Raw genomic sequence first — 24386 nt, forward strand, 5'->3', positions numbered from 1 at the left:
GAAAGATCGCTGCAGGAAATTAGGTACTCCAAGCCCAGGGCTTTGCGTCGGTCTTCGATTGAACGCTGAATATTCGGCGAGCAAATCGCTTTTGGCGAAATTTTGTTTTTTTCTAATCCGCATGATGACGATTTTCATCGGGTACCGGACGAAAAAAATATTGTCCGGTGCCGATGCGCCGACCTTACGGAAAAGTATATGCGCCGTAAGAAACCGACCAACATCCTTGGAGTATCTAGCGGGGCCTAGGAAACAACACACCTAGGAAACGTGAAGGAGAAATACAGATGATTTCCAAGATTGTGCGTGGCGCGGTCCTCACCGGCGTGCTGGTTGCTTTTTCGGCTCCGATTGTCGCCAACGCCGCCGACGCGCCGAAGACGAAAGCAGAATGCAAAAAGGCGAAAGACATGAAGTGGGACAAGACCACCAAAACCTGCGTCAAGAAATAAGACTACTCCGGTTTGAGTTTCTCGAGGCGGTGCGCGAAAGCCCATCGCCTCTTTTTTTGCGCACATGGATTCCGCCTCATCACGCCGACAGTTCGCTCGATCATCGGCAGAAGATTCACGAAACTTGGGGCGCATCTTAATCGGCTTTGCTGCCTGACAGGACGCTGTCGCGTTGCTATCCTTATGCGATGATCCTTAAGGGTGGAGCAATTCATGACGGCTCGGCAACGCCTCGCTTCTGATATCTCCGGCCTAACCAAGAAGCCTCCCCTTTCGCGGCGCGACTTCATGAGCGCATCCGCAGCGGTCGCCGCGGGTTACACGCTGGCGGCGGGACCCGTGCGTGCGGCGGCAATCAAGACGGGCACCAATGGGCTTGATGCCGGCATGGCTCGTGTCAAGGTCGACGGCGGCGAGATGCCTCTGTACTTCGCGCGGCCTGCCAATCGCGCAAAGCCGCCGATCGTTTTGGTCGCAATGGAAATCTTCGGACTGCACGAGTACATCAAGGACGTGACGCGCCGCCTCGGCAAGCTCGGTGCGCTTGCTGTCGCGCCTGACTATTACTTTCGGCAGGGACAGCTCGCCAGCGTCGGCGATATCCGTAAGCTGATGCCTCTCGTGAATGCGAAGCCGGATGCAGAGCTGATCTCCGACCTCAATGCCGCCGTTCGCTGGGCCGAAGGCCAGGGAGGGGACAAGAACCGGGTCGGCATCATCGGATTTTGCCGCGGCGGGCGAACCGTCTGGGAATATTGCGTCGCGAGCGATGAGGTAAAAGCAGGTGTCGCGTTCTATGGGACGCTGATCGATCCCACCGCGCAGAAGCGGATTTGGCCGAAAAGCCCGCTAGAACTCGCGCCAGAAATGAAGGCTCCCGTGCTCGGGCTCTATGGCGCAGAAGATCAGGGTATTCCGCCGGCTCAGGTCGAACAGATGAAGGCCGCCCTTGCAGCCGCGGGAAAGACCGCCGAATTCAAAATTTACCCAGGCGCCGAGCACGGCTTCCATGCGGATTATCGTCCAAGCTACAATAAGGAAGCCGCCGAGGACGCCTGGCAGCAGGTGGCGAATTGGTTCAAGAGATGGAAAGTCCTCGACTGAGATGGCCATCCCTGCAGAATGCTCGCACCGGAAAGGGGATATCCGATGGCCGACCCTGCTGATCTTATAGAGATCGACAAGCGGATTGCCATGGTCCGCGACAACATTCGAGAGCTTGTCGAACAAGCCGCCGCCTTTTCCGGTGCGGCCGACGAAGGACTTACATCCGAACGTATCGCGCACCAGGAAGCTCAACTGGCCGCTCTATTGAAAGAGCGCGAAAGGCTTTCCGGCGACCAGTGAGGTAAGCGAAGCGGCGAGCACATCGCAAACGCCGTCGCCGCCTCACTCGGCTTATTTGCAATTTCTGCCATACCCCGAGCCTGAATCTCGCCACGGATTGAAACGACAGTTGCGACGAGCGGGATGACACATATCAGGTCCGAGTGCATATCAATGAATAATGCAAGCCGCCCCTTGCCCGCTACCCTGACCATTCCCCGTAAAGCCACTATCGAAGGCGCTCTCGACTTTCCCGGACCGCTGATCATCGAAGGCACCGTACTCGGTGACGTTCGCTGCGCGTCGGTTATCATCTCCGAGCGTGGCATTGTTGACGGCGCGGTCGTCGCCGATGCCGTCACAGTGCTTGGGGAGGTCTCGGGCGAAATATTCGCGAACCATTTGACGTTGAAAAAAGCGTCATCCGTCGCTGCGAACATTTTTCACAAGCATCTCTCGCTCGAGGATGGCTGCTATTTCGAGGGAAAATCGCGGCGTCACTCCAACCCGCTGCAGCTGGCGACGTAGCCAGTCCGCGGGCGTGGTGCGGACGGAGGGACTCGAACCCTCACGACGTTACCGTCTCAGGATTTTAAGTCCTGTGTGTCTACCGGTTCCACCACGTCCGCGCCGACGGTCCTTATGCCGGGCCAAATCCTGGAGCGCAACAGAGGGCAGGGAAAAGAATTGGGGCTGAGCTTCAGGTGCGACCTTCGCCGGAGGCGGCGGGTGCCGACTCTTTGTGCGGCATATCGTATACGCCGTGTGCCTTCTTCATCAGCGCCAAGAGTTCATCCGGTTTGTCGACGGCAAGCGAGTGCGGATACTGCGGGTCCGATCCGACCAACTTGTCCGAAACGTTTCCGTCAGAGTCGATGAAAAGCGTACGCGGAACGTAGGAGCCGTCGGGAGAGAAGGCGCCGTTCATTTCCTTTTCGGCGTCGGCATCGACAAGGATCATCACAAAGTCGCGCGACTCGGCGACGATACCCGGATCTTTGAAGACCTCCCGAAACCGTTTGCAGACCGAGCACCAAGTCGCGTGGAAAACCATGATGACCGGACGACCGGTCTGCGAGGCTTCATAAATACCGGAGCGCGCATCCCGCCAGTTGATCTCGGCGCCATTCCACTCATCGGCATGATTGGGCGTCCGTGCCAGCGCCGCCGTCGACGGAACGGCGAGCAAAAGACAAAAGACGCAGACAATCGAGCGCAGCATGCCGGACATCCCGTTTCCACTGCCAACTTGTCCCGCTTTTGGACCGCAAAGACAAGACGCAGCGAACTTGCGGTAAATTAACGTCCGTTAATTTTCTGCCTATTCAACTGCGATCGCTTTGATGGTCTTGAATCTGTTTTGATAGGCCTGAAGATGCACGTAAGCGAGTTCGAGCAATGGCGTCGCCACGCCCTGGTCGCGGCCGCGCCGAATGAGATCGCCGACGATATGATCCGACTCGATCTCGCCTCCGCGCTGAATATCGCGCAGCATCGATGCCGAGATGTTCGATTGGCGGTCCGTCAGCGTTGCCTGCGCACTCGCTTGAGCAGCGGGCTGCGGCGCGTGACCACATGCCGCCGCGACCGCCGAGCACTCGTCAAGCATGCGAGAAATAAAACGCTCGCCCCCATCGGTTCGGACAATCTCGCCCACCGGCGCACGCATGAGGCAGGTCGAACCCGCAAGAGTCGCGAGGAAGAACCACTTCTCCCACATCGTTCCGATAATGTCGTCGGAATATCGCGCGTCGAAGCCGCCGCGCTCGAGCTCTTTCTGAAGCCGCGTGGCTGCTTCTCGCTGGCCGGCAGTTCTCGGCCCCTGCGTCAGCGAACCAAAGGGACTGAGATGGCGGATTGTTCCGTCGTCGTCGAGCACCACGCTGATGTGGCATGTGCCGCCGAGCACGCGCGAAGCGCCGAATGCTTCGTCGAGATCGTTGAGGTGGCGCATGCCATTGAGCAAGGGAAGTATGAGCGTCGTGGCGCCGACAGCGGGCCGGATCGTCTCAATCGCATCTGTGAGCCCATAAGCCTTAGGACTGAGAATGACGGCATCAAAGGTATTCGAGATCTCGTCTCGCGTAATCGCCGTAACAGAAGTGGTGATATCGCCGAGATGGCTTTTGATGCTTAGACCGCCGTTTTGCAGCTGTTCGCGCCGCTTCGGCCTGACAAGAAATGTCACATCGACGCCTGCCTTGGCCAATAGGCTGCCGAAGTAGCCGCCCGTTGCGCCGGCACCGAGGATCAGGATTCGCATCGACATGGACCTCTCTTCACCATCCTGTCTACGTTCCTAGTCCGATCTATCCTTGGCTGCCAAGTTCGTAGGGTCGCATCGGTCCGCAACTGCGACGCGCCGGCATGCGGCCAGGATCTTATCCAATTCGTCATACTCTTCACTGCGCCGATCACGCACGCTCACGACATCAGCCGATTTCCGCACGCCGAGTTGTGTGGCGAGGGCTCGCGCACTCTCTTATGTGTCTGAAAGGAGCGAGGCAGAACAGCGCCTCGCACGTTCGAGAAATTGGAGTCTTCTATGATTCGTACTCTGGTACTTACTGCACTTGCGAGCGTTGGCTTCGTACTTCCAGCCATGGCCCAAACGCCCGCCTCAACTGATGCTGCGACGGGCGCTGCATTCAGCACAATACTCGATAACGCAGCGACAGGTGAGCAAGCGCGCCTGATGCTCATGCATAAGGGTTACACTCACGTCTCGGCGCTTGACCACGATCGGCCCGGCCGCTGGATCGGAACTGCGGAGAAGAATGGAAAACCCGTCACGGTCGCAGTGATCTGGCCTTACGTGCCTAAGAAGGCTGCCGTCATAGACTGATTTCGGCCGACGATCCTTCGCTCAGTCGACCCGACTCGGCGCCCCTTTCGAGCTGAAATGGGCGCCGGCTTTTTGAGCGACAGATTTGTGCTTCGCGGCGTCCGTTCGTGACGGCTAAGCCTTCTTCTCCGGCGCGACGACGCGGATCGAAAGCTCGCGCAGCTGCTTTGGCGAGACTTCGCTCGGGGCACCCATCAGCAAGTCGTTCGCCTGCTGATTCATCGGGAAGAGCGCAACCTCGCGCACCGTCTTGCCGCCAGTCAGCAGCATCACGATGCGCTCGATTCCTGCAGCCATGCCGCCATGCGGCGGTGCGCCGTACTGGAACGCGCGGAACAGTCCGCCGAAGCGCTGTTCGACGACCTCGGGTCCGAGACCCGCGATGCCGAACGCCTTGATCATCACCTCTGGCTTGTGATTGCGGATGCCGCCGGAGGCAATCTCGTAGCCATTGCAGACGATGTCGTATTGATAGGCTTTGAGCTTCAAGCGCTCTTCGTCCGTCTTCGCAGCATCAAGCGCGTCGCCGCCGCCTTGCGGCATCGAGAACGGATTGTGCGAGAAATCGATTTTCTTCTCGTCCTCGTTCCACTCGTAGAACGGAAAGTCGACGATCCAGGCGAGCGCGAACTGATCTTCCTTGATGAGCTTCAGCTCCTGGCCGACGCGGTCGCGTGCGGCGCCTGCGAACTTATAGAAGTTCGCCGGGTTGCCGGCCGTGAAGAATACGGCGTCGCCGTCCTTGAGGCCGAGCTGCGCTTTGATCGCGCCAGCGCGCTCCGGTCCGATGTTCTTCGCGACAGGTCCGGCGCCTCCGTCCTCGCCATCGCGCCAGAAGATGTAGCCGAGGCCCGGCTGGCCTTCGCCCTGCGCCCACGAATTCATGCGGTCGCAGAAGGCGCGCGAGCCACCCGTCGGCGCCGGGATCGCCCAAACGCGGACTTTCGGGTCTTTCTCGATCATGCCGGCGAAGACCTTGAAGCCCGAGCCGCGGAAATGCTCGGTCACGTCCTGCATCTCGATCGGGTTGCGAAGATCCGGTTTGTCGGAGCCGTATTTTGCAATCGCTGTGTCGTACGAAATGCGCGGCCAGCCTTTGGTCACCGGCTTGCCATTTGCAAATTCTTCGAAAAGCCCCGTGAGCACGGGCTCCATCGTCGAGAACACGTCTTCCTGCTCGACGAAGCTCATTTCAACGTCGAGCTGGTAGAACTCGCCGGGGAGACGATCGGCACGCGGATCTTCGTCGCGGAAACATGGTGCGATCTGGAAATAGCGGTCGAAACCCGACACCATCAGCAATTGCTTGTACTGCTGCGGCGCCTGCGGGAGCGCATAGAATTTGCCCGTATGAATACGGCTCGGTACGAGAAAGTCGCGCGCACCTTCGGGGCTTGAAGCCGTCAGGATCGGTGTCGGAAATTCGTTGAAACCGGCGTCGTGCATGCGCCTGCGAATGGCGCGCGTAATCTCCAGCCGCTTCATGATGATCGCGTGCAGTGTCTCGCGACGCAGGTCGAGGAAGCGATACTGCAGGCGCAAATCTTCCGGATATTCCGGTTCGCCGAAGACCGGCACGGGCAGCTCCTTGGCTGCGGAAAGCACCTCGATCTCAGTTGCGTAAAGCTCGATCTCGCCTGTCGGAAGCTCGGGGTTTACGGTACCTTCCGGCCGGTTACGGACCTTGCCGTCGACGCGTATGACCCATTCCGAACGGACCGCTTCCGCCGTCTTGAAGGCGGGACTATCGGGATCGGCGACGACCTGCGTCACGCCATAATGATCGCGCAGATCGATGAATAGTACGCCGCCGTGATCACGGACGCGGTGCACCCATCCCGAGAGCCGCACGTTCGTTCCAACGTCGGCCTTCCGAAGCGCGCCGCAGGTGTGCGAGCGATAACGATGCAACTTTGCCTCGGCCATTGCCGGAAACCCTTTGCTCGGTATGGGTGGAAATCGCCGCGGAAAAGCGCATGGGGCTGAGCGAAAGTCAAGGTTGCGCGGCGCGGGGCCGGAGTACCCCAAGGACCGGCAAGTTTCGTCGATCCGGTCATGTTATCTGGCCTTTTTGCAACCCGGAACCCAAGAACGCCGCGAATCGCGGGTCGGATCGGGCCGCGACCAAGCTGATGGCGACAACGGAAAATCGATACGCTATAGGCGTCCTTCAATGCAGACCATTACCACCACATCGGAGCTGGCCGCGCTTTGCGAAACCCTCTCCAGAAGCGACTATGTTGCCGTCGATACAGAATTTCTGCGCGAGCAGACGTTTTGGCCGTTGCTGTGCCTGATCCAGCTCGCAGGCCCGGAAGCTGAGGCGATCGTCGATCCGCTGGCGCCGGGAATCGACCTCGCGCCGTTTTACCAACTGATGGCCGACACTTCGACGGTCAAGGTCTTCCACGCGGCCCGTCAGGACATCGAAATCGTTTTTCTCAAATCCGGAGTTGTACCAACGCCGGTCTTCGACTCGCAGGTCGCGGCGATGGTCTGCGGCTTCGGCGACAGTATCAGCTACGTCAACCTCGTGAAAAAGACGACGGGCACGGACCTCGACAAAAGCTCGCGTTTTACAGACTGGAGCCGGCGGCCCCTTTCGCCGAAACAGCTCGACTATGCATTGGCCGACGTCACGTACTTGCGGGATGTTTATGTTCGTCTGCGGCAGACGCTCGATAAGACCGAGCGCACGCCGTGGCTGCAGGAAGAGATGGCGGTCCTCACAAATCCCGCCACGTACGACACGTCGCCCGAGAATGCCTGGCAGCGGCTAAAATTGCGCGTCAAAGGCCGTAAGGCGCTTGGCGTGCTGGTGGAGCTCGCGGCCTGGCGCGAACGCCTTGCCCAGTCGCTCGATGTGCCGCGCGGGCGCGTGCTGCGCGACGACGCACTCTATGATATCGCTAACCAAATGCCCGTAAGCACGGAAGCCCTTGGGCAATTGCGCACACTTTCGGACGGTTTCGCTCGCTCGCAACGGGCGAAGGATATCCTGGAAGCGGTCAAAGCCGGAGTGGCGCGCGATCCCAAAACGCTTCCGAAAATCGAGCGAAACGAGTCGTTGTCGGCCGAGGCCAGCGCGACGCTCGAGCTTTTGAAGGTGCTGCTGAAAGCGGCAGCAGCCGAGCACGGTGTCGCGCCACGCATCATTGCAAGCAGCGAAGACCTGGAACAGCTGGCCGTATCGAATGACGCGGACATTCTGGTGCTTCAAGGATGGCGCCGCGCGCTATTCGGTGAATCGGCACTGAAGCTCAAGCGGGGCGAACTAGCGTTGACGCTCGTTGGCGGTGAAGTGCGCGCCGTGCCTGCCGCGAAGTAGAGCTGAATTTTTATACGGCGATTGGCGACTCTCCTCCGGAGAGCCGGCCACCAATCGCGACTATTTGCGGCCCGGATCGTAGGCGTGCTTCTGGCGCCACTCTGAAAAAAAGTATGAAAGACTTTCGTCGATGTCGTGTGGCAGCACGATTTTGACCGTCACGAGTTGATCGCCCGCGCCGCTTCTCGTCCGAACACCCTTGCCCTTCAGGCGAAACGTCTTGCCGGAACTCGTGCCTTTCGGAATGGCCAGTTGCACGCGACCGGCGGGCGTTGGAACCTCCACGCGGCCGCCGAGCACAGCTTCATCGATGGTGATTGGAAGCTCGAAAAGAATGTCGTCGCCATCGCGTTTGAAATCAGGATGCGGGCGCACCTTGATCTCGATCAGCGCATCGCCCGCCTCCGCGCCGAGAGAACCAAGCGTGCCTTTGCCCTTGAGGCGAAGTACCTGTCCGTCGGCCACGCCTTCGGGAACCGCAAGATCGAGGACGCCACCATCGGGGAGCGTTACACGCTTCTTGGCGCCGAGAACGGCTTCGAGGAAATCGACCTCGAGGGAATAACGGAGGTCCTGTCCTCGCGACGCGAAACCAAACCCGTCGCGCCGGCCAGCGCCTACGCCGCCACCGAAAACGTCAGAAAAAATATCGGAAAAGCTGAAATCCTCGAAAGCACCGGCCTGACCACCGCGAGCTGCCTGCGGGCCCCGGCGCGCACCCGCTCCGGCATGACCCCAGAACGGCCGGCGCGGATCGCCTTTGCCGTCGATCTCACCCGCGTCGTATTGCCTGCGCTTTTCCGGGTCGCTCAGGATATCGTTGGCCGCAGTAATTTTCTTGAACCGCTCAGCGGCCGCAGCGTTACCCGGATTGACGTCCGGATGGTTCGCTTTCGCCAGTTTGCGAAAAGCCCTGCGGATGTCCTCATCGGTCGCGCGCCTTGAGACGCCCAATATGTCGTAGAGGTCTTCCGCCATGGAGGCCGTCTTCATCCTGCAAGCTTGCGCCTGCACTCTATCAGAATTTCTTGCGTCACAAGCGAGGCGTACCGCCCTTTTTACCCGCTTATTCTAATTTTTGGTTTTTTGCCGAGGAGATCCGCCAATGCGTCGAATCTGCGACGAAGTCTCTCCCCGTCAAGAGCGGCATAGGCTCGCGGAATCGTCAGGACGAGCGACGCATTCTCATAGGCCAGTGGCGTCTGGTCGATAATCCCAGCCATGCCGATCGACAGCATGTGCGCCGCTCTGATGGCGGCCCCGACGATGCGGGCCCGGCGCTGAACCCTTTTGCTGACGAGGCTTCGCAGTCGCTCGGAAAGCTGCTCGCCGTTGCCTTCTGACGTTTCATGGCGGTGGAAAACTGAAAGGGCGAGAAAAATGCGCCCCTGGTGATCCACGCCCCCAAGTCCGGCATGCGCGACCGTATTGAGGCTTTGCTCACCACGATAGTCAGGATGAGCACGCCATCCGACGTCCGACAGAAGGCAGGCCGCATGGCGAAGGCGCCGTTCATCAGCCGTCTCCTCAAGCGCGGGATCAGCGAAAATCCGATCCGTCCAACGGCAAAGCTCCCACGCGTGCTCAGCGGAGCGTGAACGCAAAGCGGCATAATCCTCGCAGAAACTGAGCAGCGGATCACGCATTTGCTCGTGCGGCGGCAACAGACCGTAAATCAGCCCCTCGCGTATGCCGAACACCGAAAACACGATCTGACGCGGCTGCATCCGCTTGACGAGCCGCTCAAGAACCAGGGCACCGAACGGCAAAACCTCGCGACGGGCGCGTGCGACGCTCGCTATGCCCGGGATATCGAGCGGCTTCTTGGCTTTGCGGAACTGCTCACAAAGATCGAGCGCTTCACGCGCCGAAAGTTTGTAGCCTTGCATCACATGCAGAGGATACCGGATCTGATCCATGTGCAGCTTTGCGAGCGAGCGCCACGTTCCGCCGACTGCATAAAAGGTTCGCCCCTCCCCGTTAGCGAGCCAGGGCAGGCTCGCCAGGGCGCTGTCTATCGGTTCGACCGCGCGCTCAATCCTGTTGCCGGTGGTGTCGATGAGGCGAAGACCGCCGAGCGGCAATGTTCCAGCTTCCTTCAGGCGATCCTTTGCGAGATCGACGAGTTCCAAGCTACCTCCGCCGAGATCGCCGGCAATGCCGTCATCGTCGACGAACCCCATCATGATGCCCTGTGCCGCGAGCCGTGCTTCCTTTTCTCCAGAGAGGATTTCGATCGGGACATCGAGGATGCGCTCGCCACGTTGGATAAAGGCAGGACCGTTCTGGGCATCACGGACGGCGGCGGTGGCGATGACCATCAAATTCTTGACGCTCAGGATGCGGGCAATCGCCTTGAAGCGCGCCAGCGCGGCCAATGCGCGCTCGACGGCCTCTTCCCCGAGGCTTCCCATCGTCGCAACGGAGCGCCCAAGGCCGCAAAGCACTTTTTCATTGAAGACCGGGGTGAGCGCGCGGACAGCTCCCTCATAAACAACAAGACGCACTGAGTTGGAGCCGATATCGATGACGCCGATAGGCTCCATTTCGGCGGTGCGTTCATTTGCACCCGAGATTTCCTTCCATCGCGTCAAGCGTGGGCCCCAGCCTCAACCCGGCTTACGGAAGCGCAGGGGGAAACTCTCTTTGAGAGACTGCCCACGGCCTGAAAGCGAAGGATTGGTCATGAAATACTTATGAGCGTTGAAGGCTTCCTCTCCCGGACCCGGTTCGATCCGAGTCGCGCTGCCATCCGGGTTGATCCGCCAGCTTTGTTGGTTGTCTCTCAAGTTCGCGACCATGATCTGGTTGAGCACTTGCTCGTGGACCGTCGGATTCTGCACCGGCGCCATGGCTTCGACACGACGGTCGAGATTGCGCGGCATCATATCGGCGGAGCTGATGTAGACGGCAGCATTGGGTGAAGGCAAGGGCCGACCGTTCGCAAAACAGTAAATGCGGGCATGCTCCAGGAAGCGTCCGACGATGCTTTTCACACGAATGTTGCTCGAAAGACCCGGTATACCCGGGCGCAAGCAGCACACGCCTCGCACGATCAGATCTATCGGAACGCCGGCGGCGCTTGCGTCATAAAGCGCCGAAATGATCTGGGCGTCGACGAGCGCATTCATTTTCCACCAGATACCGCTCGGTTTTCCGGCCTTGGCGTTACGAATCTCTTCGGCGATGTGCGTCATAATCCGATTGCGAATGCCGTGCGGGCTTGCCGCCATGCACTCAAGCTCAATCGGTTCGCCGTAGCCCGTTACGAAATTCAAAATGCGGGTGATGTCCCGCGCGATCATCGGATCCGTCGTGAAAAGCGAAAGATCGGTGTAAACGCGCGCCGTCTGCGGGTGGTAGTTGCCGGTGCCGATATGACAATATGTCGTCAGCTCGCTGCCTTCGCGCCGGACGATCAATCCTAGCTTGGCGTGCGTCTTAAGTTCCGTAAAACCATAAACGACATGGACGCCGGCGCTTTCGAGATCGCGCGCCCAGCGGATGTTCGCGGCTTCGTCGAAACGCGCCTTCAACTCGACCACAGCGGTGACTGATTTTCCGGCCTCGACCGCCTCTTTCAGCGCCTGGATAATCGGGCTATCGCGTGACGTTCTGTAGAGCGTCCACTTGATCGCCATTACGTTCGGGTCGGCGACGGCCTGACGCAAGTACTGAACGACGACATCAAAGCTCTCATAAGGGTGATGGACGACGATGTCTTTCTTGCGCACGGCAGCAAAGCAATCGCCGCTGAACTCGCGAATGCGCTCGGGAAATCGGATCGTAAACGGCTTGAATATCAGATCGGGACGATCGCCGATGATCAGCTGCGACGTATCGGCAAGCGCAAGGATGCCGTCTTTCACGAAGACGCTTTCCTCGCGCACTTCGAGTTCTTCGATAACAAATTTCTGCATGCGCTCCGGCATGCGCGCCTCGATTTCGAGGCGGATCACGTTGCCGCGCCGGCGGCGCTTCAGCTGGCTCTCGTAGGAGCGAACGAGGTCTTCGGCCTCCTCCTGCAGTTCGATATCGCTATCGCGCAAGACGCGGAATGCGCCTTGGCTCTTGATGTCGAAGCCCGAAAATAGCTCGCCGATGAAAAGACCGATGGCGCTTTCGAGCCGAACGAAGCGAATATCCTTGGGCTTTGCGGGATTGGCTTCGAGACGAATAAAGCGTTCGAGCTGCCCTGGAATCGGGATCAGACCGTTCATGGCCTTGCCGTCAGACGGCCGGACCAGTTCCACGACGATCGTCATCGCCTTGTTCGGAACGAACGGGAAAGGATGTGCGGGATCTGCCGCGATCGGCGTCAGTATCGGGAAGATGCGGGATAGAAAGAGCTGCTCGAGCCAGGCCTTTTCAGAACCGGACAGCTCTTCGGCCTGCAAGACAGAGATCCCAGATTGGGCGAGCTCCGTTTTAATCACCTGCCAAAGAGCCTGCTCCTCGGCAACGAGCTTGGCCGCGAATTTATTGATGGAGGCGAGCTGCTGCATCGGTGTCATGCCGTCTTGAGACAGCGTCGTGATGCCAGCGCGTACCTGGCCGTACACGCCAGCCGCGCGGACCATGTAGAACTCGTCGAGGTTCGCAGCAGCGATCGACAAAAACCGCAGACGTTCGAGCAACGGATGTTGCGTGTTGGCAGCTTCCTCGACAACGCGACGATTGAATTGCAGCCAGGACAGCTCGCGATTGTAGAAGCGGTCGGGTCCTTGAGGGACCTCTTGGATAGCCACCTTTGCAACGCTTCTGCTTTTTGCCGTAGCCATGGTCGGGAAGCACTCCGAATTCGGCCGAAGGTTTGAGATGTGGTTTACATCTAAATTGCGAATCCGTCGCAAAACAAGCGCCGGATCGCCTAGTATCCGAGAGTATCAAGCGCCCCGGCCGCAATCGTCCGGGTGACGCGCCGCTGAAGTACGAGGGCCTGCCGATCCGCTTCGGCGACGAACCGTTCCGCTGCCAACATCGAGCGTTCCATGCGAACGAGAACATAGTCAACAATATGGGGTTCGACGCTCAATTGCCGATCGGCAAAGAGTTTGACGAGAACTGCCCGTAGAAGAGCGTCGTCAGGCGCCTCGATCGACGCCAGCGGCAGAGCCTTGAGCCGCGAATGAAGGTCCGGGAGCGCAATCTTGAGGTCGCCTGGCGCGGTGTCGGTCGTCAATAAGACCTGCAGGCGTTGCTCGCGAACCAGATTGAGCAAGTGGAATAACGCCGCTTCGTCGGAAAGCGTCTCAATATTCTCGATTATGACAGCTCCCGCCGAGGCGACGGCCGGGACGCTTTCACGGGCCAGCGAAGACGCGCTGTAGGCCGTAGCCGCAGCCCGCAGTTGCCAGACGTTCGCGAGATGCGTTTTGCCGCTGCCTTTCGGTCCGACGAGAATTGCCGCGCTGATGGGCCAATCCGGCCACCTGTCGATGAGCGCGACCGCGGCCGCGTTCGAGTCCGAGACGAGAAAGTCCTCAAGCCCCATCGCGGCACGATGCGGCAGTTCGAAGACGAGTTGCTCCGGCATGGTCGGCATTTCGGTATCGATACTTTATGCTTCAGCGCTGTCGCGGCCTTTGTAGACCGAAGACGCAAGATACGTTTTGAGCGCGAAGCGTACGAGCACGCCGATTGCGGCAGAAACCGGCACGGCGACGAGAAGCCCCAGAAATCCGAACAGATAGCTGAAGGTCAGCAACGCAAAGATCAGCCAGACCGGATGTAAGCCGACCTCTGCGCCGATGATGTTGGGCGACAGAACGGCCGACTCGAGCGCCTGGCCGACAAGCATGACGGCCAGGACGATCAGAATCGGCAGGGTGTCGGGCCAGAACTGCAGGACGGCAAGACCGACCGCCGTGAACGTACCGAGCGTCCAGCCGACGACCGGAATGAACGCCGCGAACCCGGTGAACAATCCGACGAGCAGCCCGTATTCAAGCCCGGCCAAGCTCAACGCCACCGCATAGAACAACGCAAGGATAAGACATACGGCGCCCTGTCCGCGAATGAAGGCGGATATACGCTGGTTGATTTCGACCGCGAGCGCGCGCAATTGGTCGGCGTTATCCCGCGGCAGCCACGAGTCGACCTTGGCGATGATCTTCGGCCAATCCTTCAGCGTATAAAAAAAGACGATCGGCGTAATCAGAACGAACGAGACGAAATTGAAAGCGGCCGCACCCTGGTTCCAGATGCTCTGTGCGACGCCAGCCAACAGTGATGGCATCGAGGAGGCAAATGCATCCAGCGCGGAGCGCACTGTATTTTCCGCCTGCGGATAGCGTGGCCCCAGGTAGTCGCGGGCGCTCGCCTCGACCATCAGCTTGATACGATCGATCTGCCGGGGGGCCGCTTCGACAAGGTCTGCTGCCTGCTGCACGAGAATCGGAACGAGGAAGAGCAAAGCGAGGACGATCAAAAACGCCACCAATCCAAGAAGGAGAATAGAGGACATCCAGCGCGGAAGTCCGACACCACGGAGCAGGTCAACGACGGGATTGAAGAAGTAGGCGAGCACGAGACCAATCACGAACGGCAACAGAACCGGCGCGAGCAATTGTGCGAGGTAAGCAAACACGACGGCCGTCACGATCCAGAACAGGGCATGCCGCTCGATCTGCATGGCCTTCTATCTCCTCCAAGCGGGCGGCACGGAAAATGGCATTAAGCCCTAGATGTTAGGTCTTGGGATCTGTCGTTTCAGAATACGTCATGTGCCGCAGCCAGATCCGCAGATAGGCCGCGAGCGAGGCGACCGTTGTTGCCGCCGTGAGCAGGATCAATAGCTGGACCGGTCCGCGGAGGTTCAAAAGAAAAGCTTCGTCGGCCAGCACAGTGCCGGCGAGAACGATCTGTACGACAGTGTTCATCTTACTGACGGCCAGCGGCTTCATCGGGGTCGGATGATCGAGCAGCCATGACAGAACCACGGCAATGACGATCAGAACGTCGCGGGAGACCACGAGAATGACGAGCCATGACGGCAACCGTCCGGTGACACCCAGGGCGATGAATATGCAAACGATCAGCAGCTTGTCAGCAAGGGGATCGAGGTAAGCTCCGAGTTCGGTTTCCCAGCCGAAACGCTTGGCTAAAAACCCGTCGACGGCATCGGAAATTCCAGCGATGACAAACGCGAGAAATGCCGGCTGCAACTCTCCCGAGAGCAGCAGCCAGAAAACGACAGGCACGAGGATCACCCGACCAAGCGTAATAAGATTAGGTATGCTCACGCCGAATTTGATCCTGTGCTCGGGGCCACCCCACGTACGGGTGCGCAGCTCTTTCAGGAGCGCGCGAACCTACCTAGCCTTTCGAGGTTCATCTCGTCGAGCACATCTGCCAACCTGATGCAAAAAAACCGCGTGCGCGAGGCTTTTTCGATCCAGTCGAGAGAGTATGAATATCAATAACTTGGCCTAAGGACCCAACCCGTCTCTGTATTTACGAATCTGAGGCCGCGCGCGCCCAGCGTGTTTGCGAGACCACGAATCCCGCCAGCAAATTTCAAAGTGATGTTAGCATCGTGGTCCGACACGGACAGGATGTTGAGGCCATCGATGCCGGGCGTATCGAGTAATTGCGTGCGAATCTGATCCCATTGTCCGGGGCTGGAGAACTGGGCCACGAACGTCACGTCCTCGCCGGCGCCACCAGTCGAGGCTTCCCAGACCGGGACGTCGCCAGCGATCTGGCGATTATCCTCGGACTTCAACTCCTTCCACCGGCCTTCGAGCACACCGAGCGCCACGACTGCTGCGAGTTGCGATGCATAATCCAGATCGCCGTCCGAAATTCGATAGGTGCGCTTCAACAGGATCGTGCCCACCGTATCGCGGCCTGCCAGCGTCACAGTCATCTTCTTGGCTGCAAGGTCAGGCTCAGCGACGGCCATGATGATCAGCTTGGTACCGTAGGCTTCGTTCAACGCGCGCAGGCCTGCATCATCGCCAGCAAGAAGGCTCGCAACAGTACCGGAATGAATATCAGGCTTCAGGTCGGCGATCTTGACTGGCGTGATCGTGTGATCGAGATCGAGCCCGGTCCATGCACGGCGCCAGATACCTGTGTCGTTAGTTGCGGTTGCAGGGTCGCCTTGAAGCGACGCCGTTACGACCGTTACCGGCGCGGCCTGCTCGTCGACAAAAGGGATGCCCTGGCGCGACAGAATCGAACGCACGCCATCCGGCTGAAATGCGAAATCGAGGCTCGCGATATAAGCCGTCGCCGAGTTGCGCTCCGAACGCACGGTAACGCCGGATATGAGGTCTGCAGCCTTCACACCGGAAATGCGCGTGAGTTGCTTGTAGGCAGTCACCGGCACGATGCGCTTCAGGAGTGAGCGGAAGGATGCCTGCTGGCCGTCGGCAAGCGCCTGCTGCTTGGCAGCCACGGCATTGTCGGCCGATGCCTCGACAGGATAGTTGGCGACCGTATAAGCCGCATCGGAACCGGCTGCGAGTGCAGCCCGGCCAGTCAAAGCCGAAGCGATTGCCAAGAAGGTTAAAGCAATTGCCAAGTAGAGACCGGCGCGCACTGCATTTCCCTTCGTCGTGTATATCCCGGCCCGAATGGCCTCATCCGTGGGAGGCTTCGTTGCCCTCATTCGTCTGGGCTGCTACGACCCCCATGACGTGTTGGCAATGGGGCAAAAGTGAGTTTAACGACAAGTCACGCTCCCTTCGCCCACAAAGATGCAGAGACCCCTGTCTCTCTCTATCTTTTTCATGAGGATCGATGTCGTCGACCACAGATAAATCGCAGAAGCCGATGACCTACGCCGATGCCGGTGTCGACATCGATGCCGGCAACGCGCTTGTCGCCGCGATCAAACCGCTTGCCAAAGCCACGAGCCGGGCGGGCGCCGATGTCGACCTCGGAGGTTTCGGCGGCCTGTTCGATTTGAAGCGGGCCGGTTTTCGCGATCCGATTTTGGTTGCCGCCAACGATGGCGTCGGAACCAAGCTTAAGATCGCAATCGACAGCGGCCAGCATTCGACAATCGGCATCGATCTCGTTGCAATGTGCGTCAACGACCTCGTCGTGCAGGGCGCAGAGCCCTTATTCTTTCTTGATTACTTCGCGGTCGGGAAGCTCGACACAAACGTTGCGCGTGACGTGATTGCGGGAATTGCCGACGGTTGCAAGCAAGCAGGTTGCGCGCTGATCGGCGGCGAAACTGCCGAGATGCCGGGCATGTATAAGGCAGGCGACTATGACCTCGCGGGCTTCTCGGTCGGTGCGGTCGAGCGCGGCGAAATCCTGCCGCGTGCCGATATTGCGCCAGGCGACGTTCTGATCGGTCTCAAGTCATCCGGTGTTCATTCCAACGGCTATAGTCTCGTCCGCAAGCTCGCCGAACGCGCCAAGATCGGCTGGAGCGCCGCGGCGCCGTTCGCAGACGGCAAAACGCTCGCCGAAGCGCTGCTGGCGCCGACGCGCATCTACGTTAAACCGCTGCTCAACGCGATCCGCGCGACGGGCGGGTCAGGCCCAGATGGCGCAATCAAAGCTTTGTCTCACATCACCGGCGGCGGATTATCCGAAAATCTGCCGCGCGTCATGCCGACGGATGCTGCCGCACGCATCGACCTCTCGACCTTCGAGGCACCGGGCGTTTTCGGCTGGCTTGCAAAGGAAGGACATCTCAACGACGCAGAGATACTTCGTACATTCAACTGCGGCATCGGCATGATAGTCGTCGCCGCCAAGGTGCGCGCCGACGAAGTCATCGCGGCGCTCAAATCTGCTGGGGAAGAGCCCATCGTGATCGGGGATATCATTCCACCGACGGGCGAAAAATCAGAAGCCAAAGGCAAGGGCGAAGCCTGGGCCGTGAAGTACGACGGGCGGCTTCGGTTCGGCTGACTGTGAGACTCGGCGAACCGCTGCTCGGCCTTGAGTTACTTCACGCTAAGGCAGCGAGAATACGGTGAGCGAGCCCCCGGTGCTCGTGTACGACGAGAGGCTGGCAAATCCTCCGACGGCGCCAGAGCCGTCTTCGGGGTCCCTCAGTCCGGCTGCGAGACCGATTCCTGCCCAACCTCCAACGCCCGAGTACACCGCCACGTACTGCTTGCCGCCGCGCATGTACGTCATCGCGTTGCCGACGATGCCGGACGGGGTCTTGAATTTGAACAGCTCCTTGCCGTCCTTCTGATCGACGGCTTTGAAATAGCCCTCGAGCGTGCCGTAAAAGGCCACTCCGCCTGCGGTCGTCAGCGCGCCCGACCACACCGAAAAGCGCTCGGGCTTCGACCAGACTATTTTACCTTTCGCGCCATCCCACGCGATGAAATTGCCGAGGTCCGGCGTATCCGGAGCCGGATACATTGTGAGCGTCGCGCCCACGTAAGGCTGCCCAGCGGTGTACCTGACCTTGAACGGCTCATAGTCCATGCAGACGTGATTGGTCGGCACGTAGAACAGGCCGGTCAGCTTCGAATAGGATGCAGGCTGCTGGTTCTTGGCGCCGAGCGAAGATGGACAAATGCCTTTGGTGGCGTCGTCAACGCCGGTTTTGAAAGGCTCATATTTTTCGACGAGCTTAGGCCGGCCATACGTTGGGCTCGACTTGTCCATGTCGATTCCGGACGCCCAGTTGACAGTCGGATCGAATTTCTCCGCGACAAGAAGTTCGCCTGTTACACGATCCCAGGTGTAGCCGAATCCGTTGCGGTCGAAATGCGTGGCTGTCTTGCGCATCACGCCATTGATCTCGAGGTCCGCAAGGATCGGCTCGTTGATGCCGTCGTAGTCCCACTGGTCGAACGGCGTCATCTGATAGACCCACTTCGCAACGCCCGTATCGACATCGCGGGCAAACATCGTCATTGCCCATTTCTGATCGATAGGCTTGCTATCCGGACCTGAACGCTGCACCGGATTCCAGGTCGAAGGATTGCCGGTGCCGTAGTAAATCAGATTGAATTCGGGATCGTAGGCCATGTAGCCCCATGTCGGTCCCCCGCCGATTTTCCACTGATCGCCGTTCCAGCTATTGAGCGATGAATTTTCGCCGACTGGCTTGCCGAGCGACGTGGTCTTCTCAGGATCGACCAGGATGTCGGAATCGGGCCCCATCGAATAGGCGCGCCAGACCTTGTTGCCCGAATTCATATCGTAGGCCGTGAGGTAGCAGCGCACGCCAAACTCGCCACCGGATACGCCGACAATGACTTTGTCCTTCGCGATAAGCGGGGCGCCCGTTCCGGTGGCGCCCAGTTTCGGATCGCCGTCAACGACCTTCCACAATTCCTTGCCCGTCTTCGCATCGAGCGCGATGAGCGATGTGTCGGCGGTGTGCAGCAGGATTTTGCCTTCGGCATATTGGACGCCGCGACTGACGGTATCGCAGCACATCACAGAGATGACGGTTGGGTCCTGCTTCGGCTCGTACTTCCAGATGATCTTCTGCTCGTCGTTGAGATCGAGCGCCATCACGGTGTTCGGGAAAGGCGTGTGAACGTACATCACATTGCCGATCACGAGCGGGGCGCCCTCATGGCCACGGAGCACGCCGGTCGAGAATGTCCAGGCGACCTTGAGGTCGCCGACGTTGGCGGTCGTGATTTGATCGAGCTTGGAATATCGCGTGCCGGCATAGTCGCCGGACTGAATGGCCCAATTTGCAGGATCGCGTGAAACTTGAATGACATTCTGATTTGCGAGTGCTGGCGTCGAAAGTGCCAGTATTGCAACCGCGCGTGCACCCCATCTCCAACCGATCATCCCACTCTCCGTGCCTGATTTCGCGCACGCCGTGACAGCTGCGGCGATTGCTTTGCGAAGCTATCGTGCGGCCGCCAAGTCAATAAAAAATTCGAGGATTGCTCCACATTGCCGCAAGCTCGCGCGAACCTCGTCTTTACGGGGACGGCGTGGAATGCGCGCCTTTAGCCTGCCACCGAATTGAAAAATTCTTCGCGTAGCGTCCGCGTCGAAGCAACCTTCCCCCGGAGGTTTCAGATGACGGCATATACTTCCACTTCGAATCTTATGGTCGGAGAGCTTATCGAGATTAAGTATCGCGTGTCCCGTTTGGCGATCAACGGTTCAACCCCGGATTTCGTGGACCGATGGATCACGGCTCAAATCGTTCATAACGATAACGATGCACCGCCAATGGCACGACTTGTCGACGGCCAGTTGACTGACATTCGCGCTTATATGACGTGGCGAAGAGTGCCCGGCATGGAGGCAACCTCCGTAGGTTCCCTTCGGGGTTAACCGGTCTTTATCAAAACTGCGGCGGACCGGGCTTTGCGCCGCCGCTGTCATACAAACGAAAAAGGCGGGCGTCACAAGCAAGGCATTCGGATAGAGATTCGGAACAGCCTTTGCTGAAGCGCCGCCAATTCTATTGGCCCTCATCTAGGGCACTTGGCCAGAAGCCGGGTTGGTCCGTCAGGCCCGCTCCGAACACAGTTTCCGTGCGCATTGCGTCCAGCGGCGGAGCCGAACGATGCGCATTCTGATCGCTACCGACGCTTGGCGGCCGCAAATCAACGGCGTCGTCCGGACATATGAAAACCTGCGGCACGCGCTGGAAGCGTCAGGCCACCAGGTTACCGTCCTTTCGCCATCGGATTTCATGACACTGCCCTGTCCAGGGTATCGCGAAATCCGGCTGGCGCTGCCCAACATGGCGTTAATTTCCGAGCACGTTCTGCGAAGCGGCATCGAGCACATTCACATTGCGACGGAAGGGCCGATCGGGTGGGCGGCGCGAGCGATATGCTTGCGCTACGGCGTTCGCTTCACGACATCCTTTCACACGCGCTTTCCCGAGTATCTCGAAGCGTATATCGGCTTGCCTGCTTCCATCAGCTATCGCGTTCAACGACGCTTTCATAGCCGCAGCATCGGAACGTTCGTTGCAACGCCATCGCTCAAAAGCGAATTGGAGCGACGCGGCTTCGAACGCCTGATGCTTTGGGCTCGCGGCGTCGATACCGCTCTATTTCGTCCCATGCCTGCCGGAGCGAACAAGCGCTGCGCGCCGACGTTCCTTTACGTCGGACGGGTTTCGCGCGAAAAGAATGTCGAGGCATTCCTCAATCTCGGTCTGCCTGGAAGAAAAGTGGTCGTAGGCGACGGACCTTTGCTGCCTCTGCTGCGCACGCAATATCCAACCGTCGATTTCAAAGGCGCAAAGACGGGCGACGCGCTTGCGGCTGAATATTCGGCCGCGGACGTCTTTGTCTTTCCCAGCCGGACCGATACCTTCGGTCTCGTCCTGCTGGAAGCCATGGCGGCGGGCGTGCCGATCGCCGCACATCCCGTGATGGGACCGATCGACATCGTAACGCCGGGCGTCACCGGCATATTGTCCGACGATCTTCGAGTCGCGGCCTTGCTGGCGCTCGAACTCGATCCGCTCCAGGTTCGTGCCGAAGCGATGAAACACGATTGGTCGAGCGTCGCCGAAATTTTCGTCGACAATATTTATCGGGCGCGCGGAGCCGCAAGACCCTTGGGACGTTCGGTTAAAACCAAAGGTAAATCGCCCCAAATCAAACAGAGTCCGAAGCCGGTAGCTTAGGGCTTATAGTCCAGCCCTCGCTCTTTCGACACTGGGTGTGCTAAGCCGCATCTATGACGCTCAGAAAAATTCGTACCGCCATTCTGATCTCGGGCCGCGGCTCGAACATGCAGGCGCTCGTCGAGGCCGCACAGGCCGAGGATTATCCCGCCGAAATCGTGCTGATCGCTTCCAATCGACCGGACGCGCCTGGCCTTGAATGGGCAAACGCTCGCGGACTACCGACCTTGGCGGTTGATCACAAGAATTATGCAACGCGGGAAGCATTCGAAGACGCCATGCAGACGGCGCTTGAGGCTGCCCGGACCGAGCTCGTTGCACTCGCAGGTTTCATGCGGTTGATGAGTCCGGCTTTTGTCGAGCGATGGAGAGACCGGATGATCAACATCCATCCTTCGCTCTTGCCGAGCTTCAAAGGGTTGCATACGCATGAACGCGTCTTGGCGGCGGGAGTGAAAATCACGGGCTGCACGGTCCATTTCGTCCGGGCGGAGATGGATGAGGGGCCGATCATCGGTCAGGCCGCCGTCCCCGTGCTGAGTGGTGACGATCCGGCCACACTCGCCGCGCGCGTCCTTGCCGCAGAGCACCGGCTTTACCCAGCAGCGTTAAAGCTTGTGGCTTCTGGACGTATTCGCCGCGAGGGCGAAAAAATTGTTATATCTCAAGATATTAATTCAAGCTCTCCGATTTATTCACCAAGTCTTTGAAGTGGAAAACTACTTTCTGCTTACCTTGTGCTGGCCGTCGCATGGACAGCTCCCCCCCGAAGCGTGGTATTTTTTAGTTGCCCGAAGAGGGATATCCGGGAAATTGAAGTACCGACCCGACGTTTAGCTGGTTGTTCGAACGCGCCTAGCGGCTGCGCTCCAGGGCTAGGGTTCGCTGCTCCGAAATGGAGGCATCAAAATGGAAACGACACCCAGCCACACCATTGGGCTTGGCGAGGAGTCGAGTATCTGGTTCAAGCTCACGCCATTGCTGCGGGGCGATCCGGAAAATCCCATGCGCATCCTCATGCAGATGATGGATCGCTATGGATCGGTTTTGCCGGTCAACATGGCGCACCAGCGCGTCGTTCTCATTTCCGAGCCCGAGTACTTCAAGCATGTGCTGGTTACGAAGGTCGACAATTACGTCAAATACTTCGACGGGCTGAAGCCGATCTTTGGCAGATCGATGATCACCAACGACGGCGTGCTCTGGCAGAAGATTCGCATGCCGCAGCAGCCGGCGTTCCATCCCGATATGTTTGCCGAGTACATCCCCTACTTCCTCAAGGCGATCGAGTCGAAAATGGCGCTTTGGGCCGATCTCGCGAAAAGCGGCGAGACGGTCGAAATGGTCGAGCAGACTTGGACGCTCGCAGCGGACATGATCTGCAAGGCGTTGTTCGACCGCGATATGCCGTTCAATCCTCATGTCGTGTTCAAGTGCGTGAAGACCTACACCGACGTGATGAACCATCGCGACATTCGCCTGCGTAAGCAGGCGGGCGAAGTTTTCGAGATGTCGGAAGAAAATGCAGCGAAAGCGATGCAGGTTTGGGGAAGCGTGCCTCCGGCCGTCATCGGCGCCGATCCTCGCGAGGAGCGCGAGCGTACGCTCCTGAAGATGATCCAGGCTGCCGTTGAAGATCCGTCAATTCCGGAATTCGACGCGGCGCAGGCGATTGACGAACTCAAGCAATATCTCTGGGCCGGCACTGAAACGACGGCCCTCACGCTAGCCTGGGCGCTTTACGAAACGTCGCGGCGCCCTGAGGCTGTCGAACGCATCCGCCGCGAGGGGCAAGAGGTTTATGGCGACCGCGAGCCGACTGCGGCAGATTACTCAGGTCTCGCGTATACGCGTGCCGTCATTCAGGAGACGATGCGGATCTATCCGCCGATCTGGGGCTTGATCCGTGTTGCTGTTGGCGAAGACGAGATCGGCGGCGTCAAGATCAATCCAGGTGATCGCGTCACGCTCTTCGCTTATGCCGCCCATCACAATCCGAAGTTCTGGCCTGAGCCGGAAACCTTTCAGCCTGAGCGCTGGATGGCGGGCAATGCGAAAAAGCACGTCAAATACAGCTACATCCCATTCGGCGGCGGCAGGCGGTCTTGCATCGGCGGCGCGATGAGCCAAGTGGAAAATACATTGGCTTTGTCGCGGCTGCTTCGACGGTTCCGGCCTGAATATGTTGGAGCCGACCCTGTGCGGCTCAATGCAACGGTAACGCTGACGCCGAAGGGCGGGCTGCCCTTCAAGATCCGAGAGCTGAGCTGACCTGATCTACACGAGGCGTTTTGCCAATCCGACAGGATTGTCGGGGCCGCCTTTCCCGATACCGCCGAGCCCGCTCACCAAAAGGTGATGGCCCGAATACCCGCGTATCCTGGGCATGCGCGGCGTTATCCACTGCTTATTCCGCACCGCATCATCAACAATGCGTCATGGAAATACTCAGAGAAATTTAAACCGGGTTGTAGAGGGCTCGCACGTGCGAGAGTGGCGGGTATCCGGTGCCGGTTAATGCTGTCATAGTCTCGGCACGTTAGGCATTTAGTAAGGGATTCAGAGCGTCACTCAGCTTGTAAATACCTATTGTGTGTGAATTCCAACTCCAGGAGACCCCCGGCCATGGAGTCCGTGAAAACCACAGTTCTTGGTAAACCCGTGTTCCTGCTCACGGGAGCCAGATCGCGCAAAACGAAATCCAAAGGCAAGTTCTCGAACACGCTTGAAGTCGAAGCGCCAGAAAAGCTGATTGAAACTGCACGCCGCAATCCCGACGCGGTTGCCTTCGGGTTCGTCGCGGGCAGTTGGGTCGCGGCCGCCTAAGCGCCGGATTACCGTCCGGCTTGTCGAGGTGCTTAACCTCCTACACCCCGTGGA

General features: G+C 59.0%; 22 protein-coding genes and 1 tRNA gene. 11 read left to right on the top strand and 12 right to left on the bottom strand.

The window, feature by feature from the left end; all coding sequences use genetic code 11:
- Positions 1-287: 287 nt before the first annotated feature.
- The 4 genes from HYPDE_RS19405 (at position 288) to HYPDE_RS14385 (ending at position 2306) form a co-directional block, all read left to right on the top strand.
- Complete coding sequence (locus HYPDE_RS19405; RefSeq protein WP_015599227.1) at positions 288-452, top strand: hypothetical protein; 165 nt, start codon at positions 288-290, stop codon at positions 450-452.
- 213 nt (positions 453-665) lie between these two features.
- Positions 666-1556, top strand: a complete 891-nt coding sequence (locus tag HYPDE_RS14375; protein ID WP_015599228.1) for a dienelactone hydrolase family protein — start codon at positions 666-668, stop codon at positions 1554-1556.
- A 45-nt stretch (positions 1557-1601) separates the two neighbouring features.
- Entirely contained in the window at positions 1602-1799 is a 198-nt protein-coding gene (locus HYPDE_RS14380) for a hypothetical protein (protein WP_041320529.1), read from the top strand.
- A 153-nt stretch (positions 1800-1952) separates the two neighbouring features.
- The gene (locus HYPDE_RS14385) at positions 1953-2306 is read left to right on the top strand and encodes a bactofilin family protein (RefSeq protein ID WP_015599231.1); all 354 of its coding nucleotides are present in this window, start codon (positions 1953-1955) and stop codon (positions 2304-2306) included.
- Between the two features lie 14 nt (positions 2307-2320).
- On the opposite strand, the gene HYPDE_RS14390 is transcribed toward HYPDE_RS14385, so the two are convergent.
- The 3 genes from HYPDE_RS14390 to panE all read right to left on the bottom strand — a co-directional run bounded on the left by HYPDE_RS14390 (position 2321) and on the right by panE (position 4041).
- Positions 2321-2407: transfer RNA gene (locus HYPDE_RS14390), tRNA-Leu, on the bottom strand.
- 71 nt (positions 2408-2478) lie between these two features.
- Positions 2479-3000 (bottom strand): thioredoxin family protein, encoded by a 522-nt coding sequence (locus HYPDE_RS14395; protein ID WP_041321362.1) that lies wholly within the window; start codon positions 2998-3000, stop codon positions 2479-2481.
- Positions 3001-3099: 99 nt separating this feature from the next.
- Positions 3100-4041 carry a 2-dehydropantoate 2-reductase gene (gene panE / locus HYPDE_RS14400; protein ID WP_041321364.1) on the bottom strand — a complete coding sequence of 314 codons (942 nt, stop codon included), beginning with the start codon at positions 4039-4041 and terminating at the stop codon, positions 3100-3102.
- Positions 4042-4323: 282 nt separating this feature from the next.
- Between panE and HYPDE_RS14405 the strand changes: the two genes are divergently transcribed.
- Positions 4324-4623 (top strand): hypothetical protein, encoded by a 300-nt coding sequence (locus tag HYPDE_RS14405; protein ID WP_144061278.1) that lies wholly within the window; start codon positions 4324-4326, stop codon positions 4621-4623.
- A 114-nt stretch (positions 4624-4737) separates the two neighbouring features.
- Here HYPDE_RS14405 and aspS read toward each other — a convergent pair whose 3' ends face one another.
- Complete coding sequence (gene aspS / locus HYPDE_RS14410) at positions 4738-6534, bottom strand: aspartate--tRNA ligase (RefSeq protein WP_015599235.1); 1797 nt, start codon at positions 6532-6534, stop codon at positions 4738-4740.
- A 262-nt stretch (positions 6535-6796) separates the two neighbouring features.
- On the opposite strand from aspS, the gene rnd reads away from it, so the two are divergent.
- A complete protein-coding gene (gene rnd, locus HYPDE_RS14415) occupies positions 6797-7951 on the top strand; it encodes a ribonuclease D (RefSeq protein ID WP_041321366.1) in 1155 nt (384 codons plus the stop codon).
- Between the two features lie 60 nt (positions 7952-8011).
- On the opposite strand, the gene HYPDE_RS14420 is transcribed toward rnd, so the two are convergent.
- The 7 genes from HYPDE_RS14420 to HYPDE_RS14450 form a co-directional block, all read right to left on the bottom strand.
- Complete coding sequence (locus HYPDE_RS14420) at positions 8012-8944, bottom strand: DnaJ C-terminal domain-containing protein (protein WP_015599237.1); 933 nt, start codon at positions 8942-8944, stop codon at positions 8012-8014.
- A 65-nt stretch (positions 8945-9009) separates the two neighbouring features.
- Positions 9010-10545 carry a Ppx/GppA family phosphatase gene (locus HYPDE_RS14425; protein ID WP_015599238.1) on the bottom strand — a complete coding sequence of 512 codons (1536 nt, stop codon included), beginning with the start codon at positions 10543-10545 and terminating at the stop codon, positions 9010-9012.
- Positions 10546-10560: 15 nt separating this feature from the next.
- Positions 10561-12732: an RNA degradosome polyphosphate kinase gene (locus tag HYPDE_RS14430; protein ID WP_015599239.1), complete on the bottom strand. Its 2172-nt coding sequence runs from the start codon at positions 12730-12732 to the stop codon at positions 10561-10563.
- Between the two features lie 89 nt (positions 12733-12821).
- Positions 12822-13496, bottom strand: coding sequence for a DnaA ATPase domain-containing protein (locus HYPDE_RS14435; protein ID WP_015599240.1), 675 nt, complete (start codon positions 13494-13496; stop codon positions 12822-12824).
- Between the two features lie 15 nt (positions 13497-13511).
- Entirely contained in the window at positions 13512-14585 is a 1074-nt protein-coding gene (locus HYPDE_RS14440) for an AI-2E family transporter (RefSeq protein WP_015599241.1), read from the bottom strand.
- Between the two features lie 55 nt (positions 14586-14640).
- Positions 14641-15195, bottom strand: coding sequence for a CDP-alcohol phosphatidyltransferase family protein (locus tag HYPDE_RS14445; RefSeq protein ID WP_041320530.1), 555 nt, complete (start codon positions 15193-15195; stop codon positions 14641-14643).
- A gap of 173 nt (positions 15196-15368) precedes the next feature.
- Positions 15369-16499 (bottom strand): DUF2066 domain-containing protein, encoded by a 1131-nt coding sequence (locus HYPDE_RS14450; RefSeq protein ID WP_041321369.1) that lies wholly within the window; start codon positions 16497-16499, stop codon positions 15369-15371.
- A gap of 200 nt (positions 16500-16699) precedes the next feature.
- Here HYPDE_RS14450 and purM point away from each other — a divergent pair, with 200 nt between their 5' ends.
- Positions 16700-17830 carry a phosphoribosylformylglycinamidine cyclo-ligase gene (gene purM / locus HYPDE_RS14455; protein ID WP_015599244.1) on the top strand — a complete coding sequence of 377 codons (1131 nt, stop codon included), beginning with the start codon at positions 16700-16702 and terminating at the stop codon, positions 17828-17830.
- Between the two features lie 45 nt (positions 17831-17875).
- Here purM and HYPDE_RS14460 read toward each other — a convergent pair whose 3' ends face one another.
- Complete coding sequence (locus HYPDE_RS14460) at positions 17876-19693, bottom strand: methanol/ethanol family PQQ-dependent dehydrogenase (protein WP_015599245.1); 1818 nt, start codon at positions 19691-19693, stop codon at positions 17876-17878.
- Between the two features lie 733 nt (positions 19694-20426).
- Between HYPDE_RS14460 and HYPDE_RS14470 the strand changes: the two genes are divergently transcribed.
- The 4 genes from HYPDE_RS14470 to HYPDE_RS14485 all read left to right on the top strand — a co-directional run bounded on the left by HYPDE_RS14470 (position 20427) and on the right by HYPDE_RS14485 (position 24332).
- Positions 20427-21506: a glycosyltransferase family 4 protein gene (locus HYPDE_RS14470; RefSeq protein ID WP_015599247.1), complete on the top strand. Its 1080-nt coding sequence runs from the start codon at positions 20427-20429 to the stop codon at positions 21504-21506.
- 53 nt (positions 21507-21559) lie between these two features.
- The gene (gene purN, locus HYPDE_RS14475; RefSeq protein ID WP_015599248.1) at positions 21560-22216 is read left to right on the top strand and encodes a phosphoribosylglycinamide formyltransferase; all 657 of its coding nucleotides are present in this window, start codon (positions 21560-21562) and stop codon (positions 22214-22216) included.
- Positions 22217-22415: 199 nt separating this feature from the next.
- Entirely contained in the window at positions 22416-23777 is a 1362-nt protein-coding gene (locus tag HYPDE_RS14480; RefSeq protein ID WP_015599249.1) for a cytochrome P450, read from the top strand.
- A gap of 354 nt (positions 23778-24131) precedes the next feature.
- Positions 24132-24332 carry a hypothetical protein gene (locus HYPDE_RS14485; protein ID WP_015599250.1) on the top strand — a complete coding sequence of 67 codons (201 nt, stop codon included), beginning with the start codon at positions 24132-24134 and terminating at the stop codon, positions 24330-24332.
- Positions 24333-24386 lie beyond the last annotated feature (54 nt).

The organism is Hyphomicrobium denitrificans 1NES1 (assembly GCF_000230975.2).
In the GTDB taxonomy this organism is placed as follows: domain Bacteria; phylum Pseudomonadota; class Alphaproteobacteria; order Rhizobiales; family Hyphomicrobiaceae; genus Hyphomicrobium_B; species Hyphomicrobium_B denitrificans_A.